Annotated in this window: 14 protein-coding genes and 2 pseudogenes; 2 read left to right on the top strand and 14 right to left on the bottom strand. The window is 36.8% G+C overall.

Annotated features, from left to right (window positions below; translation table 11 throughout):
• Positions 1-195: 195 nt before the first annotated feature.
• Both MHB45_RS20560 and MHB45_RS20565 read right to left on the bottom strand, forming a co-directional pair.
• A complete protein-coding gene (locus tag MHB45_RS20560; RefSeq protein ID WP_207117882.1) occupies positions 196-1,461 on the bottom strand; it encodes a nucleobase:cation symporter-2 family protein in 1,266 nt (421 codons plus the stop codon).
• Between the two features lie 209 nt (positions 1,462-1,670).
• The gene (locus MHB45_RS20565; protein ID WP_048687895.1) at positions 1,671-2,012 is read right to left on the bottom strand and encodes a Na-translocating system protein MpsC family protein; all 342 of its coding nucleotides are present in this window, start codon (positions 2,010-2,012) and stop codon (positions 1,671-1,673) included.
• 419 nt (positions 2,013-2,431) lie between these two features.
• Here MHB45_RS20565 and MHB45_RS20570 point away from each other — a divergent pair.
• Positions 2,432-2,605 (top strand): annotated as a pseudogene (locus tag MHB45_RS20570) (IS4 family transposase); the annotation flags it as partial.
• A gap of 628 nt (positions 2,606-3,233) precedes the next feature.
• Here the strand turns inward: MHB45_RS20570 and MHB45_RS20575 are convergent.
• The 12 genes and pseudogenes from MHB45_RS20575 to MHB45_RS20625 form a co-directional block, all read right to left on the bottom strand.
• On the bottom strand, positions 3,234-3,674 hold the full coding sequence (locus tag MHB45_RS20575) for a cell wall hydrolase (protein WP_048687896.1): 441 nt from the start codon (positions 3,672-3,674) through the stop codon (positions 3,234-3,236).
• Positions 3,675-4,070: 396 nt separating this feature from the next.
• Complete coding sequence (locus tag MHB45_RS20580; protein WP_340908072.1) at positions 4,071-4,685, bottom strand: undecaprenyl-diphosphatase; 615 nt, start codon at positions 4,683-4,685, stop codon at positions 4,071-4,073.
• A gap of 461 nt (positions 4,686-5,146) precedes the next feature.
• Positions 5,147-5,539, bottom strand: a complete 393-nt coding sequence (locus MHB45_RS20585; RefSeq protein ID WP_142398455.1) for a hypothetical protein — start codon at positions 5,537-5,539, stop codon at positions 5,147-5,149.
• 209 nt (positions 5,540-5,748) lie between these two features.
• On the bottom strand, positions 5,749-6,417 hold the full coding sequence (locus MHB45_RS20590) for a DNA alkylation repair protein (RefSeq protein WP_048687902.1): 669 nt from the start codon (positions 6,415-6,417) through the stop codon (positions 5,749-5,751).
• Positions 6,418-6,686: 269 nt separating this feature from the next.
• Positions 6,687-7,331 (bottom strand): YczE/YyaS/YitT family protein, encoded by a 645-nt coding sequence (locus MHB45_RS20595; protein WP_048687904.1) that lies wholly within the window; start codon positions 7,329-7,331, stop codon positions 6,687-6,689.
• 952 nt (positions 7,332-8,283) lie between these two features.
• Positions 8,284-9,249 carry a carbohydrate kinase family protein gene (locus MHB45_RS20600; RefSeq protein ID WP_072273643.1) on the bottom strand — a complete coding sequence of 322 codons (966 nt, stop codon included), beginning with the start codon at positions 9,247-9,249 and terminating at the stop codon, positions 8,284-8,286.
• A 110-nt stretch (positions 9,250-9,359) separates the two neighbouring features.
• On the bottom strand, positions 9,360-11,300 hold the full coding sequence (locus MHB45_RS28375; RefSeq protein ID WP_397330534.1) for a glycoside hydrolase family 32 protein: 1,941 nt from the start codon (positions 11,298-11,300) through the stop codon (positions 9,360-9,362).
• A gap of 78 nt (positions 11,301-11,378) precedes the next feature.
• A pseudogene (locus MHB45_RS28380) lies at positions 11,379-12,404 on the bottom strand (glycoside hydrolase family 32 protein); the annotation flags it as partial.
• A gap of 64 nt (positions 12,405-12,468) precedes the next feature.
• On the bottom strand, positions 12,469-13,371 hold the full coding sequence (locus tag MHB45_RS20610; RefSeq protein ID WP_225988884.1) for an ABC transporter permease: 903 nt from the start codon (positions 13,369-13,371) through the stop codon (positions 12,469-12,471).
• Positions 13,372-13,451: 80 nt separating this feature from the next.
• Positions 13,452-15,017 (bottom strand): sugar ABC transporter ATP-binding protein, encoded by a 1,566-nt coding sequence (locus tag MHB45_RS20615; RefSeq protein WP_262871249.1) that lies wholly within the window; start codon positions 15,015-15,017, stop codon positions 13,452-13,454.
• Between the two features lie 80 nt (positions 15,018-15,097).
• Positions 15,098-16,078 carry a substrate-binding domain-containing protein gene (locus MHB45_RS20620; protein ID WP_241665200.1) on the bottom strand — a complete coding sequence of 327 codons (981 nt, stop codon included), beginning with the start codon at positions 16,076-16,078 and terminating at the stop codon, positions 15,098-15,100.
• 548 nt (positions 16,079-16,626) lie between these two features.
• Positions 16,627-17,379, bottom strand: coding sequence for a DeoR/GlpR family DNA-binding transcription regulator (locus MHB45_RS20625; RefSeq protein ID WP_048687913.1), 753 nt, complete (start codon positions 17,377-17,379; stop codon positions 16,627-16,629).
• 781 nt (positions 17,380-18,160) lie between these two features.
• Here MHB45_RS20625 and MHB45_RS20630 point away from each other — a divergent pair.
• Entirely contained in the window at positions 18,161-19,396 is a 1,236-nt protein-coding gene (locus MHB45_RS20630) for an IS110 family transposase (RefSeq protein WP_338566496.1), read from the top strand.
• Positions 19,397-20,345 lie beyond the last annotated feature (949 nt).

A 20,345-nucleotide genomic window follows, 5' to 3' on the forward strand; every position in this document is an offset into this window, starting at 1 on the left:
TGAAACGGATATGCATCTATTTTGAAATATGAATGATGACATTTTTTATAGCTAATTAAAACTCCCCTGCCCTTTGGGCTACCCAAGGAGAGTATTCAAATATGTCCTTTAACTTTTCCATAAACTCAGACAATGAAATTTCATTTAATGCATTCCAAAGTAATCATGTATCATAACCCCTTTATCTTTTTTTCATTAAACATGTGCTTCGTTAGCTTTCTCATGCTGGACGGATGCTGGAGCTAGAACAGTATGGAAGTTAAAAAATAGGTTCATAAAGATAGCAGTTAGGCTTCCGGTAATCACTCCATCGCTAACAATGATTCGCAGGGCTGGAGGCAATTGACTAAATAACTCAGGTACGACGGTTGATCCTAGTCCTAACGAAATTGAGCAAGCAATAATAAGTGCATTATGTTGATTTTTGTAATCTACTGAACCTAGCATTTTAATTCCTGAAGACACGACCATACCAAACAACACAACCGTAGCACCGCCAAGTACGGGGGCAGGAATAATGGTAGCAAGGGCCGCAATTTTAGGAACTAAACCAAGAAATACTAGGATACTACCTGCTGCAACCACAACGTTCGTTGATTTGTTTTGAGATAGTTGAACTAACCCTACATTTTGCGCAAAGGTGTTGTAGGGAAAGGCGTTAAAGATTCCTCCTAAGGTGATAGCCAAGCCTTCTGCTCGATATCCTCGAGTGAGATCATCTTGTGTAACAGGACGATCACAAATTTCCCCTAAGGCAAAAAACACACCTGTTGATTCAACTACAATGACTAATCCTACAATTAACATCGTCAGTGTCGGAGCGATCTCGAAGGATGGGGCACCGAAATAGAACGGTTGAGGAATACGGAACCATGAAGCTTCTAAAACCTCATGGAAATCTACTTTCCCCATCATCGCTGCTAGTGCTGTACCTGCGACAATCCCTAAGAGCACTGAAAGAGAGCGGACATACCCTTTAAAGAAACGATTGATAATAAGAATAATAGCGATGACACCCATGGACAACATCAAGTTATCTATGCTACCGAAGTCCGGATTCCCTGCTCCGCCAGCCATATTTCTAACTCCCGATGGAATTAACGATAGTCCAATGATCACGACGACAGTTCCCGTTACAACAAGTGGAAAGAACTTTACGAGTTTTCCAAGATAGCGAGCAAATAAAAAAATGAAGAGTCCTGCTACTATAATGGATCCGTAAACGGCAGGAATACCATATTGTGATCCGATAGCGATCATCGGCGACAGGGCAACAAACGAAGCACCCAATACAACGGGTAGACCAATTCCAAAATATTTGTTTTTCCACGCTTGCAGTAAGGTAGCGATACCGCAGGTTAATAAGTCAATGGCGACCAAGTAAGCCAATTGCTCCGGAGTAAGGTTTAATGCCCTCCCAACAAGCAATGGAACAAGAATCGCCCCAGCATACATCGCCATGACGTGCTGGAATCCTAACGAGAATACTTTTGAATTCACCTTTATTCCCCCTTAATTTGCTTTATAAAAAAAGCCGCAGAAATAGAAGGGGTCTCCTCCTATATCTACGGCTCCTAAACCACGTATAACGAAATTTAAGCTCCTGAATCCTTGAAACAAGTCCGTGAAGAAAAAATGATAAATCAAAATTTCTCCAATAATAAGGTTGGTTAGATACCAAGCGATTGTTCTAGGTAAATCACCGTACAAGCGTGCTCACTTGTAGAATCGTAATCCTTAAATATGGTGTTGACCTTCACTCCAAATCGCTTCTCAATGTTTTCTTTTAATCGAAGTTTATATTCCATGACTAAAGCCCCATCGACGGATAAGGTCAGCTCAGAATACCTTTCACTTAATACTGAGATTAAAGGCGAGCGCTTCGTCTGCGCAAAAATGACAATGCGATTATCCTGGATGTCAATTGTTTGCTTACTAACTCCCGCACTATAAATTTCTTGGTTGATATCATTATATAACTGCGACAGCTGTTTTTTAAAAGAAGAATTCACCCATACTCACCTGCTGTTTCTAGTTCTTGAATTAATCATATAAATATTATTGCCCTTTGTCACTACTAATGTAAGGAAATCTAACATGAAATTTTACATTTGCTTACCAGTCCATATCAGCTCCATCCGTCCAAGAATCAACACCTCCCGAAAAAAGTAGCCTTGGTCTTCGATAAGAATGTCATTAACATGACCATAATCTCATCCAACTCCTCTATTACTCAAACCTGATGTCCAACTTCGTTTAAAGAATTGATAACTTCTTCGCTTTCGCGGCCTTCTATTATAATTTTTGGCTTGCTACTCCCTTGTCAGGCCCCATCCAAACCTGGATTTACTAATCGCCTGTTGGGGATTCATGCTTTAATCTAGCATTTTCGTAATAATCAGAGTTTAAGTTTGCGGTTGGCCCCTCCTCTTTGTTTTATCAAGGATTACAAAAGGACGCCAAAGAATTATCAAAAATCATTCTACGTCTGTTTCACCTTTTAGAGAAAAACGGACGGAAATGTCATCGTTATAACAATAAAACGGTCTTTGATATCTTAGGTATTGTGTATGATTGTACGTCACAAAAACTTAAAGCTGCCTAATATTTTTTAAAAAACCTATTTGATGTTTTTTTTGTCATGCGCATTTTTAGTGTTACCATAGCAAATTAAAGAGAACACACTTTTATATTATCTCTTGCGCGCTTAGCTTGATGGCGATGGGGTATCGCCAGCAAAACGCGGATTTCCAACGTTAAGGATATTTCAGCATTAAAAATCCCAATCTCTCAGTTATATAATTGAGAAATTGGGATTTAATTATTCAACAATTGCGCCCTTATTCATAACCAAGCCCTAAAATGAAAAATGAGTTCTTGTTCCAGGATAGTGCCCAATTGCTGCCTAAATTTTTTAAAACTAATGTAGCCTGTAAAACAACTTATTATTCCTTTGTCATAAATACACTGTTCGGATTTCAATATTGTATTCCGAAACTCGCATATTGTCTCTTATCAGTTTCAAGCATCCATTGAACCCGTTTCCAGACTCAATCGTCGGTAACCAAGCCTTCTGGCTACAAGTAGGGGCGGACAGTTTAGTTAACGGGATCAAGTCCCACGCACCCGTACAATAATTCACATTCTTACTTTTTCAGATGAAAACTATTACTAAAAGTTTTATTTTGTATAAATATTTTAAATATGTAAAAAAGCTTACTCAAAGAGTAAGCTTAGCCTCTATAAACACTATCACATGTTCCAGGTTTTGGTTCATAAAAACAATGGTCTTTAAATTGACCAGTATGAGGTTGATCATACCATGTTGGAGGGCATGGAGCATATGGATTAAAATACCAAAGAGCATATCTAGCCGGATGCTGTCTCCAGTGCTTCAAATTCTGTTCTGCTAATCTTCTTTCAATACCTCTCGCTCTTTGATAAAATACATTCCCTTTTTGAACAGCTTCAAAAGAATAATTTCCTCCTTGTACTTGATAAATGACTTGTGGAATTGTTCTTAAACCTTTAAAGTCTAAACAATTAGCTACAAGACGATTCACAATTACATTTCCAACATATAACATTCCTAGTTTTCCTTCACCTTCGGCTTCTGCTCTCATCATCCTTGCCATTAAGTCAACGTCTGAACTTGTGTATTTTGCTCTTGTCATTTTTCCACCCCAAAAATATTGTATGAAAAATAGCCTACAGTCATGTCATTATTTATGTAATATAAATGTTTAGTTATAATAACTTACAGCTTTTAAGTAAAATGAAAACTATTGCATTCTTTTTTCCCTTTAATTCAACTAACCTGCCCCTTTTGTGCCATAAAAAAAGGCTGCCTTAGCAACCTTTTGTTATCCTTTTGACCTTTTAGTTGAAAAATCGTTGAATAAAACTTCCTGTTTAATAATTATTTCATTTCAAGAAGTAAATCAGCTTTTGATAATTACATATTTTTTGTCCTGCTTCCGTTCGGTTCTTGAAACAAGACTTAAAACAACAAATGCAAGTGAAGCAATGACCGATTTGGTCTGCTAATTTGTATATTAATTAACCCTTTTTTAATAGTCCTTTGACTGACCTTTCTTTTGTTTGGATAGGGCAGATAGAATGGATTGTTCGCCCACCCCTTGATTTCTCAAAAATTTCTTGGTCAGACTTAACTTAAGAACAATTTTGTAAACGATCATCGCTGAAACGATACTGATGATGGCTCCGACAAGAACATCTGCTGGATAATGGACACCTACCCAAATTCGCGAAATGCCTACAAGAACAGCCAAAATTCCCCATAAAAATCCCCAACCCCTTTTGAACAACCAGTAGGTTATGCAAAATGAAAAAAATATGATCGTATGGTCGCTTGGAAATGAATTATTGACTGCTTTTTCAACTAACTTATTAACGTTGGGCAACTCAGCAAACGGTTGATAATTCGAGTGGAATTTCCCTGCTATTTTCGCCAATATTTCCGAGATAACTAATGCAATAAATGCACAGATTACCATGATTCTATTTTTATTACTACGAGAAAACAAAAACATCAGGACTGCCAATACCAAGAAAAAAATCATGTATTCAGCGATGAATACAAAGAAAGGATTTAATTCCGTGTATTGTTTACCTAGATTATTAATCATTCTAAACGAATTACTATTCATTTCGGACAAAGCCATTGAAAAATTCCTCCTGATTGTATTATCACTTAAACCTTCAATATGCTACATTATGTAAATAAGATGAACTTCAATTAAACCTATATTTTACATCTTTCAGACAGAAAGTCCATCATCAACGTGGCGGTTTTAATCCTCCATTTATATTAAAATATTTCACTCACACCTTAAACTATCTTGATGGCAATATTTAGAATATGGGCTCATGTTGAGTGCGCGAACAGATGGGTAACTGAATTTGAAAATGAAGTAACCGGATTGGCAAGGGAAATAGGATCAATTTGTGCCTATGTTTATTATGACGGAAGTTGACATCGTCCTTTTGATATATATAACAAGGGATGAACCTTTTGGATTTTTTAAATTACCAGGAGCTATATAGCTCCTTTTTTGTTTTGTAAAAAAAGCCGCCAATTGGCAGCCTTTTATAGAACGAACGCACCCGTTAAGCTTAAGTACATTTATTCACAAAATTCTTTCATTTTGCTATTTAAAGTATCATAATCTTCTTTTTTAAAAGATAAAGTTACTCTAGCCAGTCTTTCCGAATTTGGATAGAGGTACATTTGTTGATTGAATCTTATCCCTAATGGTCCATTTATTCGGTAAATCAGATTTAAAATATTAAAACAATCTAAGTCTACTCCATCTTTTAAATGGTTCTTTATACTAATAACCATTAAGTTATCGATAACTTCAAATTTAGGTTTCTGGGGGGGAATATTGTTAATTTTACAAATTCTCTTTACTACTTGTTTAAAAACATCTGATTCCCCAATATTTTCCGACCAAAAACACGCCTTTTTTTTTAACTTTTCTACCCACGTGTACCATTTTATTGATAATTTTTTCACCACTCAAATTCTGGATTAAACTCTTCCGGATCCATCATTGCTTTTGTGTAGGTGACCGGTTTTCGTTTGGCAAAGTGATAGTTAATTCTGTTCTATCCTTGTTTAACTCTAAAGTTATAAATGAAGTCCAAGCCTATTACAATTTTCATATTGAGGCTTTGAATTCCTTTATTTTTTGCATTAAACCCTAATAAATTTTTCAGAGGTAACTAATTATTATGCCGTTTGTTAACTTCAATTGTAATGAACTCCGGCAAATAGCTGGGAGTACATCCTTTTGCTACTATTTCATCTTTGTAAAGACCCGTTTCCTCACCAAGTTTAATACAACGTGCACGATTCTTTTCATCATAAACGCCTATCCAGCCTGCGGTGAAATTCATCGCCCATTGAACTTCCGGTTCTTCCTGCGTAATATTAGCTTCTAATGCAGATAGCAAGTATGCGGTGTTATCAGGCGGTGTCTGTCCAGTCCATCTCAATCGCCCTTGATAATACCAGAAAGCTCGCCTTTGAAGAGCAGAAGGACTATTTTCCCATGACTCCATCAATGCAATTTTCTTCTTGTCTTTGGTGAGCTGATTAGCCATTAACCAATCCATTAAGTTATTTCGCTCATCAAAAGTGTGAGTCTGCATATCCTTATCAAGCTTATTTAGCACATCTTGTGAAAGAAGTTTTTTGTCCATAATTAAGATTGCTAATAGTCTGGGCAAAAACTCTTCGGTTGACCAAAGTTCCATAGCTAGTTCGTGATCTTTTTTAATGTCCTTCGCGATTTTTCGTAAGTCGCCTAGCTTAGTTTTACTATTGATCTGAGGTAGAATGTTTTCTGCTTTTGAAAAGCGTTTTATTTCTGTACCTTTATTTTCATTCATTTTATACAACTCCTTTATTAAAGCACTGTTTCATAATATGTCCTTGACGGGATATATCAAGAACTTAATTTCGTTATAAGTATTGCAGTGGTGTGCTTCCAAAGTTAATATTTTATTAAAGCCTTCTCCACCTATATTAGAAGAGCAACCATCTTTAATAAAATAATAACATTCACTTCCTTTTAATTGGATACGAAAAGAGCATTCCTTTTTAAAGAAATGCACCCGTTAGCACGAAAAGAGGTGACCAAAGGACATCCTCCTTCCAATTATAACGGAATCTCAAATTGTTCCTTTCGCTTCTTCTCCAAACTAACGATAAAGGAACGCATCAGTTTCATGGAAAACTGAAAGACCGGGCTTTGAATAAAGGTATATGCAAACGTCATAATAAACACTGGACCTCCAAGAATGAACCCGATAATCAAGATGAGGCTCTCGACAACGATTCTTGCCCAACTGACCGATAACCCGGTTTTTTCCGAAACGGAAAGCATGAAACCATCCCTGGGACCTGCCCCAATTCCCGCAGCCACATAAATTCCTCCGCCAATTCCGGTTATGATGATACCCGTCAACAATATGAGTATATTCAACCACCAATGCTCCGTTTCATGAGGAAGAATGTTGAGATGCAAAAAGAAATCCATGATCGGGCCGATTGACAAGGCATTTAGGAAGGTACCTATATTAATATACTTCCTATCCACGACAAAGACGATCAACACAAGTACTAAACCACACATGACACTCCACGTCCCAATTGTGAAACCGAACCACTCGAACAGGGCGACGTTTAAAACCTCCCAAGGATGCAGCCCCAAGGATTGAACATTCACCGCAATTGCATTCCCTAATCCAAAGAAAGTTAATCCAAGAAAAAAAATAAAATACCGTAATAGCCGCAATGCCATCTCTTCACCTCTACACCTTATATATCCATCTACTATAGATGAAGCAGGTTAAATGAACAAGATGATCTATCCAAATCAAAAGTTGTTACCAAATGATTAACAGTGAAGTACATAAAGACGTACCAAAGGAAGGTAGGTTATTGCAGAACTGCCGGAGAAGTTAATATAATATTCCATTCCCTGGATAGGAGGGTTACAAATTGGAAAAACAATTATTAACCATGGCTCAAGTCGAAAAACGATTAAACACGAAAAAGCTGCCTTAAAGGCAGCTCCGATCATACCCGTTAGCCAACCATGAAGCGCAAAAATCAGCGCTTCACCACAGAGAATGAAAATGGTTCAGAACGGTCAATACTGATTCTACGGCTGGGAGAGGAAGGTCGATGAACTATGGTGCGTTAGAGCCCATCCGTTAGTCTGACTCCAACGACCACGGTGTACCACCGACTGTCGCGCCCTTTATGGGTAGCACTCATGGGAGATTAATCCTTTTTTGGTTGTCGCGCTAGCCTCTACTTAATTTGCTATGATTGGAGATTTTTGTTTAACTATTTACCAAACTCAATCAGATCACTCATAAGGCTCAGCCTTTTTTTAAAAAGCGTTTTTACTGGGTCTATTTTATTGTGGTTTTTTCTGGATTTTGAGCTTTTTTAATTTTCATGGGAGTTTAAGTACAATATTTCACAAAGTTCACATTAAGTAGGCTCATTTTTCTTAAATCACTAAATAGTGCCTTCAATCCAAATGGGCGAGGCACTAATAGTAATTACCTAATTACTGTTCTAAGTAACGATTAAGGCATGATTTTGTTATCCATCTGTTTTTTACTAGTTAATCAAAATAAAATCTAATTCACTTCAGTTCACGGTTCTTCTTATTTATATATATAATATTTATCCGCTAAGGGACGAATATAAACTAAAAATCCGAAACAATACGCTGAAGACTAAACCTTATATATATCTTCTTCGTTTGGTAGAGAAGAAATCGCTCCTACCTTCGTACACACGACGGCACCCACTTTATTTGCAAAAAGAATGATCTCTTTAAGTTTACTAAAATCACTAAGAATTGTGTCATAGGACTCAAGATTTGCAAATTGAAATAAAGCAGCACCGACAAATGCATCACCAGCACCAGTTGAGTCAATTGAGTTTACTTCGACACTGTTTATTACACTCATTCCACTTCCATTTGAAAGAAGAGTGCCTTCCCATCCAAGGGTAACAGCCACTATTTTTGCCCCTAAATGATGGAGCATTGCTATTCCATCATATTTATCCGTTTTTCCCGTGATTAGTTCAAGCTCTACTTCGCTTACTTTTACAAAGTCAGCCATTGATATACCCTTTCTGGCTAAATTAATAAATTCAGCCACTCTATTTTTCCATAAATCATGTCGGAAGTTAGGGTCAAACGATAGAAATATCCCCCTATTTTGTGCAAATTCCATTGCCTTTAAATAAGTTGTTTTAAAAGGGTTTTCCAGAAATGCAGTTGCAGATCCAAAGTGAATGATCTTTGCACCACTTAATCTATCTAGGTATAAGTTATCCTCTGTTAAATTTCGATCCGCTCCTCTATTGAATACAAAATCCCTTTCACCATTTGCTTGTAAAGAAACAAATGCTAAAGTGGTTGGTGCCAAATCATCAGTAACAATCATCGATGTATCAACCCCCACCTCTTTTATCGTTTCTATTAAAAATAATCCAAATGGGTCATTTCCTACTTTTCCAATAAGACTTGCTTCCCCACCAAGCCTTGAAATAGCAGCTGCGACATTCGCTGGTGCACCCCCTGCTTTCTTTAGAAAATGATTACCTTCCATTAAATTAACATCAATATCTGTACAATAAAAATCGATCAAAAGCTCCCCAACGCATATGACTGCGCGGTTTGTTTTATTCATTTACATTACACTCCCCATTCTTGTGATTTAGGTAAAATGAAAGGCTATCGATCATTTTCGACAGCCTTCATAAACTCTTACTATCAACCCATCTTTAATAGGATTGAAATTTAGTCTTTATCTTTCCATATACTCTTTAAAGGGTATATTTTCAAAGACTTTAATGTAACTTCTCCACCCTTGCTATAAATTTGTAATCCTTTACTTGATGGATCCGGGAAAATTTGATCAGAAATAACCGTTTCACCTTTGTTTCCAAACACTTCTACAGCAGATCGGTCAATGAAAATATGCATTTTCACAGTCCCATTTAATGCATGTAACGGTCCGTCATGCTTACCGACCACATTGTTCCCATAATCAAAGCTTCCTGAATTTGAACGGTCTACGAATAATTGTTTGGTGGCAACATCATAGCCAATAGTCGTATATTCAGTTGCTCCTTTACGAACTTGAAAGCCGAATTCAGTTGCTTTTATATCATCTACATCAAACTCAGCTATCATTTCAAATGTATCTTCTGATAGTTTGGATAGGAGATTACTTTCACCAGATATGACTTTATTTTTATATGAAATTTTTTCACTCTTATCTCGAATGGTTTTTAAAGAAACTGGTGTTTGTTTTAAACGTAAACCTTCATCTGTCTGAGTTAGCTCCATCTTTCTTGGCAATGTCGTTGAACTTCTCCAAGTCGAAGTTGGTGTATGATTTGCATACAGCCAATTACTCATCCAGCCAATCCAATATTTTTCGCCATTCTTACCATCAATTCCGCTCCAATCTACTGCGGCATAATAATCTGCCCCGTAGTCAGTCCATAACACTTGATCGGAAGAATTTTCATTTTTAAACGTTTTCCCGTCAAAGGTACCTACAAAATATTGCATACCTGACCCGCCTGCAGGAGCGCCATCATTAATGCTTACCTGTAGTACCCATTTTGTTTTTGAAGGGTCACCATCAATTGGTAATTCGATTAGAGTAGGACATTCCCAAATCCCTCCGTTACTACCATGAGTAGAAGGTATCCACTCTCCAGAAACAGCAGACCAGTCTGTAAGGATGCCGCTTTCTTTCGAATCGTCTTTCTCAGGCTCTTTGGCAACTTGGTCTACTTCATTTGGCATGGCCCCTTCATTATAAACATTAACATCATCCATGTTTAAATGACCCCAACCACCTGTAGCATGGTCCACAGCTTTAATATATAACACTTCTCCAATGTATTTAGAAGCATCCCAGACGTATTTTTGATATTTTTCTTCTTTAAATTTGGTATTGGCTTGTCGAATTAATTCTTGATCATCAGAGGCTCTCACTAACGAAACATAGCGGTTGTTGATATCATTACCACCGCCCAACAGAAAGTTGATTTCTCCAGAGCCACCTAGTTTAAAATATGAGGAGTGCAGTTCACCTGTTGCGTCATCTCCCTTTTGAAGATCAGTAAACCCCCATAGGTGGTAGTTTCCTTGGTGGCCGAAATCCCCTCCCCAGTAAGATGGTACATTTGTCACATGATCTTTTGTGAAAGCATTACCTTCGATTGTACTCCACCCAGTTAGATCACCTGTCTCAAAATCATGATTAGTAACTTCCTTCTCATTTGTCATGATGTTCTTACCAACTTGAACATCTTGGAATAACGTGGATGAATTCCAAACATTCAAGCCAAAATGCCCTGACGAAAAAGTTGAATCATTTACATCATGAATGAGATTACCATCTAAAAAAATTTTAATATTTTTTCCATGAGTGCTTGCTTTTAAATGGTACCTTTTATCTGTATCTAGATTTATTGTTTTTTCAGCTAGAATGGATATGTCTCCATTTTCAATTTTCATGATTTTTACTGTATCGTTTAAAGCATCGACATTCGCCATATAACCATTTGTTGCATTAGGATCTGCACGAAAAACGAGCGAGCCAGCTCCGTTGCCACCTTTTCCCCCAGATATCTCAATGTTTGCTTCATAAAAAAAGTTATCCCCTGTTTGACCACTCATTACAAAAGCATCCTCCGTAGAGGCTCCACTTTTTCCGTCCATCGTGTTCTCCCAGCTTCCGTTTACATCTGTCCATTTTGATAAATTGGTTTCAAAGTTAGATGTATTCTTGAACTCCACATTTCGAAAGGCAGCCGTTGAATTCCACGCTGACAATCCATAGTATCCATAATCGAATTCTATATCTGTTTTTTTTATAACGGATTGATCGTTTACAGAGACTTGAATTTGATCCCCATCTGTTTCCACCTTCACATGGTAGGTAGTTGAAGTTTCGAGGGTAAAAGGTTTTCTCGCAATTTCCTCGTTTGTTCCATCTACATTCTTACTTAATGTTATGACATCGTTTTTGGCATCTAAGCTCGCAACATAGCCGTTCTTTGCACTCCTGTCTGACCGAAAAACTAAACCGCCTGCCCCTTCTCTCCCATTCTTCTCATTAAGGGTAATATCTCCCTCATAGCTAAATGATTCACCTGTCTGGGATGACATGGTATAAGAAGTTCTGTCTAAGCTATTTGCTTGTATTCCACCATCTTCGCCGAATTCACTTGCATACTCCCACTCTTTTAAATTAGGTGAGGTATAAAACATGATCTTATCCTTAGCCGCTAACGACATAACCCATTGGTTTGATTCTTCATGCCAAAATACTTTAGGATCGCGCCAATCTTGTATAGGAGGGTCTGGCATTACGGGATTCCCTTTGTACTTTTCCCAAGTTCTTCCTTTATCTAGGCTATACGCTATACTTTGGACTTGCTTATCCCCTGCATGCGTAAAGATGGCAACCATTGCTTCTTTTCCAAAGCCAGCTGTATTGTTCCAATCAATAACAGCACTCCCCGAGAAAATCTGACCGTTTTCATCCGGCGATAAAGCAATCGGCAAATGCTCCCAATTAACAAGATCTTTACTGACAGCATGCCCCCAATGCATCGGTCCCCATGTCGTTCCATACGGATGATATTGATAAAACAAATGATATTCACCTTTATAAAAAACCATACCATTCGGGTCATTCATCCAGTTAGCTTCAGGAGAAAAATGAAATTGATTACGGTATGGTTCATTATAATACCCAGGATCTTCTGCATTTGCACGATTAAATGGTAAACAAGTGACAGTTGAACATATTAGTAGAATACTAATGATCCTCTTCACTTTTATTTCACATCCCTTTTTTAAAATCTAAAATGACATATGATCGTTATGCTGGACTATTTCCGCGCAATCGATCTAATAAAACGGCTGCTACAATAACTCCACCTTTTACAACTAACTGCCAATAATAGTTGACATCCATTAGAGTTAACCCATTACTGATTACCCCCATAATTAAAACCCCAATAATTGTTCCTATTATTTTCCCTTTTCCACCTGTTAAACTTGTTCCTCCTAGAATAACAGCAGCAATTGCGTCTAACTCATACATTTGACCAGCAGTTGGCTGTCCAGAAAACAACCTTCCCGCTAAAACGACTCCTCCTAAACCAGCTAGTAAACCACTAATCGAATACACATTGATTAAAGACTTTTCAACCTTAATTCCAGTTAACCGAGCTGCCTCTTCATTGCCACCAATCGCATAAATATGACGACCGAACATCGTATATTTAAGAACAAAAAACATCACAACATATACTAAAGACATGATATAAATAGGAGTGGGGATTCCGAAAATACTTCCACCACCGATGAATTTAAATGTTTCGTTTTGTAAAACAATTGGATAACCGCCACTAATGACATAAGCGAGTCCACGAACATATGTGAAGCTGCCTAGTGTAACAATAAATGCTGGTAACTTTGCTTTGGCTGTAAGAAACCCATTAATCAGTCCTACTGCATACCCTACTAGTACGCCTGATAACATCGCAATTATAGGATTAACTCCTGCAGAAGAGACCATGACTGAGATAACGCCAGATAGAGCAACTGTTGCACCAACTGATAAATCAATACCACCAGTTAAAATAACGATTGTCATCCCAGCAGCTAAAATAGCAATAATGGAAACTTGTTTTAATACATTCAATAAATTGGCTGTATCTAAAAAATTTGGTGCTGTAAAGGAAAGTACTACACACAATAATAATAAAATCATGATCATGCCAAGCCTATTCCATAAAGAATAAAGGACATTTCCTATATTTAGGCGTTGTGAATGTGTAATAGTTTGCGTATTCCCTCTCATTTCTCTCTCCCCCCTTTGGTAGCTAAACGCATAATTGTTTCCTGTGTAGCTTCTTCCTTCGAAAGCTCGCCTGTTAACCTTCCTTCACTCATGACAAGTATTCGATCACTTACCCCCAATACTTCAGGAAGTTCAGATGATATCATTAAAACGGCCAATCCTTCATCTGCAAGCTTTGAAACAATCTTGTGGATTTCAGTCTTGGCACCTATATCAACCCCTCGTGTTGGCTCATCCAGTAGTAATACCTTTGGTGCAATTGATAGCCACCTAGCGATCACTACCTTTTGTTGATTCCCACCACTTAAGTTTGATACTTGCTGTTCTGGGGAAGCTATTTTTATATTTAAGTCTTCAATATATTGGTTAGCGCTTTCATTTGCTTGCTTCCAACTAACAATTCCTGCTTTAGCGTGTTTTTTCAATTCAGCCATTATGATGTTTTCTTTTACGGACATTGATAAAAATAACCCTTGTTCTTTCCTGCTTTCAGGTACATGTGCAATCCTATTAGCAATAGCATCTATTGAGGATTTGATTTTAACAGATTGACCATCAACCAATATTTCGCCACTTTTCAACTCGGACAAACCGAAAATGGCCCTAACCAATTCTGTTCTGCCAGCACCAACAAGCCCCGCTAAACCAACAATTTCACCTGGGTAAATTTTTAAAGATACATTCTTTACAATTGTGTTATCAGAAACATTTTTCAATTCAAGTACAGGTGAAACTTCCTTTGGATTTTTTGTGCCAAAGGCTTTTGACCGATTAAACAGGTCCTTTAAATCCCGTCCTACCATCAGCTTTACGAGATGATCAGGATTTGTCTCTTCAATCGGCCCACTTGCAATCCATTCGCCGTCACGTAATACAGTGAACCTATTAGAAATTTTAAAGATTTCTTCCATTCTGTGAGAGATATATACAATGGCAACTCCCTGCTTTTTCAAATCATCAATAATTTCAAACAGCTTTTTTATTTCTTTATCTGTTAAAGAGGCGGTTGGTTCATCCATTATGAGTACCTCTGCATTAAAGGATAATGCTCGGGCGATCTCGACCATTTGTTGTTGAGCAACACTTAAGGTCGAAACCAATTGGCGTGGATTTAGATTCGACCCCATTGAATCTAACACCTCTTGGGCACGTTCATGGACCTTATCCCATTTCACCATTCCTAAACCATTTCTAGGAAAGGTGGAACCCATTAAGATATTTTCACTTATTGTTAAATTAGGAGAAAGGTTTAACTCCTGATGAATAACACTAATTCCTTTGTTCCTTGCATCAGTAGGGTCCTTCCATAAAATTGGTTGACCTTTCAAGTAGATTTTCCCACCATTGTCATCAGGTGTATGAATGCCTGCGAGGATTTTCATGAAAGTTGACTTTCCAGCGCCATTCTCTCCCATTAATGCATGTACTTCACCTGGATAAAGTTCAATTCTCACATTGTTCAATACGGTTACACTCGAGAACGTCTTACCAATCCCTTCCATATTCAACACTGGCTTTTTTAGACTTTGTTGGCCTTTAAGGGACATTTCATTCACAGCCATACCTTTATCTCACCCCTTATATTGATTTGAATCGGCTGATTAAAGGAGGAATCCTTATCAGCCTATTTATTGAAAGATTCTTACCAACCTTGGTAAGAATCTAATGTATCTTGAGTTACAATCTCAACTGGAACTTTAATAAGCTCCTCAACTTTTTCACCAGTTTTCACTTTCATTCCGATTTCAACAGCTTTTTTGATCATGTTACTAGGTGACTGAGCTGAAGTAGCAGCAATTGTACTTCCTTCCTTTGCCATTGCTTCTGTGGCTTCAGGAGCACCGTCCACTCCGACAATGAAAAATTCATCTTTACGATTCGCTTGCTCTTGAGCAATTTCAACACCAATTGCTTCTGGATCATTAATCGCAAATACAGCGTCAATAGAGCCTGATGAATTAGCTTGTAAAATACTTTCCATCACCGTTAATGCCTTTTCGCGATTCCCTTCTCCATTTTGCTTCGCGATAACTTTAATTTCGGAATCCTTTATTGCATCTTCAAATCCTTGAATACGATCAGATACAGCCGAAACAGGAGGTCCATCAATAATAACTATTTTTCCTTTTCCATCTAATTTTTCAATCACATATTCTCCGGCCAGTTTACCAGCTTGATAGTTGTCTGAAGTAACAGTGGCATCGACACCACCTTCAGCATTGGTATCTACAGCAACTACTGGAATATCAGCCGCTTTGGCCTGTTGAACAGCTGCCGCAATTCCTTTTGTATCAACAGCATTTAAAAGAATGATATCTACCTTTTTCGTAATAAAGTTTTCAATTTGAGCTGCTTGTTTGGCTAAATCATATTCAGCGCTTTCAACTAGAACTTCCGCACCTAATTCTTTTCCTGCTTCTTCAGCACCTTTAGCCATGGAGACGAAGAAAGGGTTTGCTAAACTACCCACCGCTACACCGATCGTTAATTGTTTGTTACCTTTTTGTCCTTCGTTACCGTCTGTTGATCCATTTGATGATTCACTAGCCCCACTACATGCCGTCATCGTGGCAATTACAAACGCCAAAACTAGTATCCCTATTACTTTTACATAATTCACCATATTAGTCCCCCCTAGTTTTTGAAGATGAAAATAATTAGCTACTGAACGAGAAATTGTTACCGCTCTCAATCTCTTAAACTAGATCACCTCCTTAAATGAATATTTTTGGTTGAAACAATGGAAGTATGGTTGATTTTGATAGTTTTTCACATTGACTATTTATTGATAACGCTTTCATCCCTTGTAAAACAATATGATTACCCTTTACACATTAGAATTATAATTGATTGATTTTGGTTGTTTTTGATTGATTTTGATTATATTAGAGCTGTTTGTAATTGTCAACAGTTCCAATTATTACAAAAAATATATTAATAACATAAAATATTAAACGTTTCAAATGGAATGTTTAATACATGGAGCAGATTTTCCCTCATTGTTAATTGGCCACATTACAATAAATCAAGCATTCTTTATTATATTGATAAAACAAAGGGGAAAATTTTCAATAAAATAATTTCAGAATCTTCAAAAAAAGCTGGTATTCTAAATGTCTGAATCAGACAGTTTGAATACCAGCTTTCCTTCAACGATAGCAAATTTAATTTTTAGTCCCTCACAATAATTATCTCCGTTTTCTCCTTATATTTTCCTAACGTTATTGTACCTTCCTCATTCGTAATAACTTTTGTCTGGTTTAAATCTGCAAACTTAGAAAATGATACTTCTCCAAATTTTGTATGATCTGCTAATACAAAGGCCTCACGTGACAAAAAGATGGCTCTTTCTTTTATTTGCGCCTCTTCTGGATCTGGGGTAGTCAATCCAAAATTATAATGAATAGCGTTCGCACCCATGAAACACTTATCAAATCTGTATTTTTTTATACTTTCGTATGCATAACGTCCAACTGTTGCTTTGGTAATCTTTTTAACAAACCCACCAATAAAATATGTGCATATTTCATTTTCAAGTAATGCATCTAAATGATCAATTCCGTTTGTAATGACAACGATATCTTTTTGTCTTAAATGTTTGATCATCTGATACGTTGTTGTTCCAGCATCAAGATAAACACAGTCGCCGTCCAAAATTAGTTCTGCCGCATATTTTGCTATCTTAGCTTTTTCCTCAAGGTTCTGCGTTATTTTCTCAAACACACTTGGTTCGTCTCGTTTACTATGTAAAAGTGAAGCTCCACCATGTACACGTTTTAAGTAGTTCTGCTTTTCTAATTGATCTAAATCACGACGCAAAGTAGATTCTGAAGTATTTGTTAATTCTACTAGCTCATGAATCTTAACATTCCCCTTTTCTTTTAATAGCTTTATAATTAATTGATGCCGTTCCGTAATAAGCATGATATCTCCTCCTCGTATTACACTTCTATTTAAAGGTTCTTCGTGTATTCTAGTTTAATTAATTTTAGTATATAGAATTTTGCAGTGACATGTGAGAACTATTAGGGTATGCCCATAAGAAAAAGGAGCTGTTGATCAGCTCCTGGTAATGAAGTAAGCACCTGTTGTTGAATAAACAATTTAAAATCCATTACCCTGGAATATTATTCTTTTTTAATTCAACAGCTCATAAAGTAAACGAAACCAACAAATATACTAAGACCTAAAGCTAAATTTCTCCAAAGTCCTTTCTCTCTGAGATAAGAGAAAGATATAATGATTCCACATATCATCAATACACGAAAAGTTGTTACTCCAGGGTCTAACCATCTAACCAATATAATTAAAGCAAACGAAATAACCCCTAAATATTATTAACCACCCTTCTCCTCTAATTAATCAGTATTTTTTTATTATCGGATTATCTTCCCACTTTAAATGCATAAAGAAAAAGCTGCCTTAAAGACAGCTCCGATCTTCAGCTAACGCACCCGTTCGTATTATAAGGTCATCCAGAAAATATTTCTGGTTGACCATTTTTTATATCGATATATGATAACCGTAGCCGGGGTAGAACGTCCGCACCCGTGGGATTTGATCCCGTCAACTAAACAGTTCGCCCCCTACTTGTAGAAACATGATTGAGGCTGGTTGGGACTATGATCTCGTATAACAAGCGAAGCTATGATACTACAAGAAGGAAATGGGGTACCGGTGACTTTATATTAGGAGGAGATAATTTATGAATCCAGTTGTTGGTCTGGATGTGGCAAAAGGGGAAAGTCAGGTTCAAGCGTTCTTGGATAAAAAGCAGCCTTACAAAAAAGGCTTTAAAGTAGCACATACTCTTGAAGGGTTAGCTAGTCTTCTAGACTTTATTAGAGAAGTAGAAAATGTATCCGGGGGACGGCCTCCCATTGTATTAGAATCCACTGGACATTATCATACACCAGTTGTCCAGTATTTCGAGGATAGAGGGTACTTATTGATTATCGTAAATCCACTCATATCGTATCGAGCTAAGAGTTCTAGTTTACGCAAGGTAAAGACAGATGTTATTGACGCTCGTCATCTCTGCGAGCTGTATTATAAAGAGGACTTAGAGCCGTATAAACAGCGAGGAATCCAACTCTTAAACTTACGTAACCTTACAAGACAGCACGAAAATATTACAGGCCTGTTTGTACAAACTAAATTACAATTTCAAGCAATTTTGGATCAAGTGTTTCCTGAATACCGTGGGGTTTTTGGTGACTTACATTCATATGTTTCTTTACTAACCTTACAAACATTTCCTACATCACAAAAAATCCTGGATACTGGTGAAGAGAAAGTTGCCAAGAAAATAAAGGAATTATGTAAAAGTCGTTCGCAAAAATGGGCAGACAGTCAGGCAGAAAAACTGATGGCCGCCGCAGTTCAAAATCCATTTCAGAAAAACTTATATCATAGTCTGACCTTAAGCCTGGATATGTATATTAATATGCTTCTTGAATACAAAAAGCATCTATCCAAGCTTGAAGATGAGATAGATGCTTTAGCAAAAGGTATTGAAGAGTGTAAGGTTATCCAATCGATCCCTGGTATCGGTGAAAAAATCGCTGCCAAGATAATTTCTGAAATTGGGGAAATTGATCGGTTTAATCACCCTAAGAAGCTGGTTGCATTTGCCGGAATCGATCCAAGTGTTTTTGAATCTGGTACATTCAAAGGTACTTTAAATCGGATTACCAAAAGAGGTTCTAGTAGGCTACGACACGCCTTATATATGGCTGTAAAATGTGCCATTCGTGATAGTCGCAAAAAGAAAACGACAGATGAAATCATTCCTCGTAACAAGAGATTACGAGAGTTTTATGATAAGAAACGTGAGGAAGGAAAGCCCTTTAAAGTAGCTGTGATAGCATGTGCCAATAAATTCTTACATTGGATTTATGCACTTTTAAAAAGCAAATCAACTTTCCAAGATCTAGCCTAGTTTTAAAGTATAACTAAATAGCCCAAAACTTTCCAAACACAGAACCTTGGAAGGTTATTTGGCATACGCAAATTTAGTATAACATGAAACATTTTAAGTGTTTATTGAAAAATGTTGACAAACTATTGGCTGGTTTAGTTGAAAAAGGTACTTACTGTATAACTTTAATTATCATAGTTAGAAACATAATAAACAATAAAACTAAATGCATCCATACAATACATTTTACGATTAATTCTGCCCAGACTTTCTTTCGTAAACCATAGTAAAGGACAATAGAAAAAACTAAGAGACTGATTATTCCACGAAGGATACTACCATCTACAAAGAATAAAACTACATTTATCAATACGGATATAATAAATAATATGACATATGCCATATATATATTTTTTCTTTTCTTTTTACCTCGTGTTGGTATTGATACATCACTTTTGACCTCGTGTTCCTCATATTCTTGTTGAATAATTAATTATACCTTCTTTTACTAACCTGCCCCTTTAGTACATTAAGAAAAAGGTTGCCGCAGCAACCTCCGTTATCTCAATAATCCGTTTTATTTATCATTATCTAAATCATCATCAAGAAATGACTTTTTATCTTCTTTAATTCCATACTTCTTTTCAAGAAATTGACCAATTATTGAACTGTTAATACCTTTCCTTCTGCTGTTTCAATAACTATATATAGAATAAATAACCCAACAATAGAAAAAACAACAGACACGATAACCTCCACCAAAAATCCCCCAAACAAATACTCAATTTTCCCCTTTATTTTACCATAAAACCCATAATTTCTTGTTGAAGTAACCTGCCCCTTTAGTTCCATAAGAAAAGTAATTCTTATTAAAGAATCGCGCCCTTTAACGGAACAACTCTATTACCACTAAAAAATTCCCTTGAACCATTTTTAAATTTCAGATGTACTTTATCTTTTGGACATAAAA

Source organism: Peribacillus sp. FSL K6-5616 (assembly GCF_038008245.1).
Lineage (GTDB): Bacteria > Bacillota > Bacilli > Bacillales > DSM-1321 > Peribacillus > Peribacillus frigoritolerans.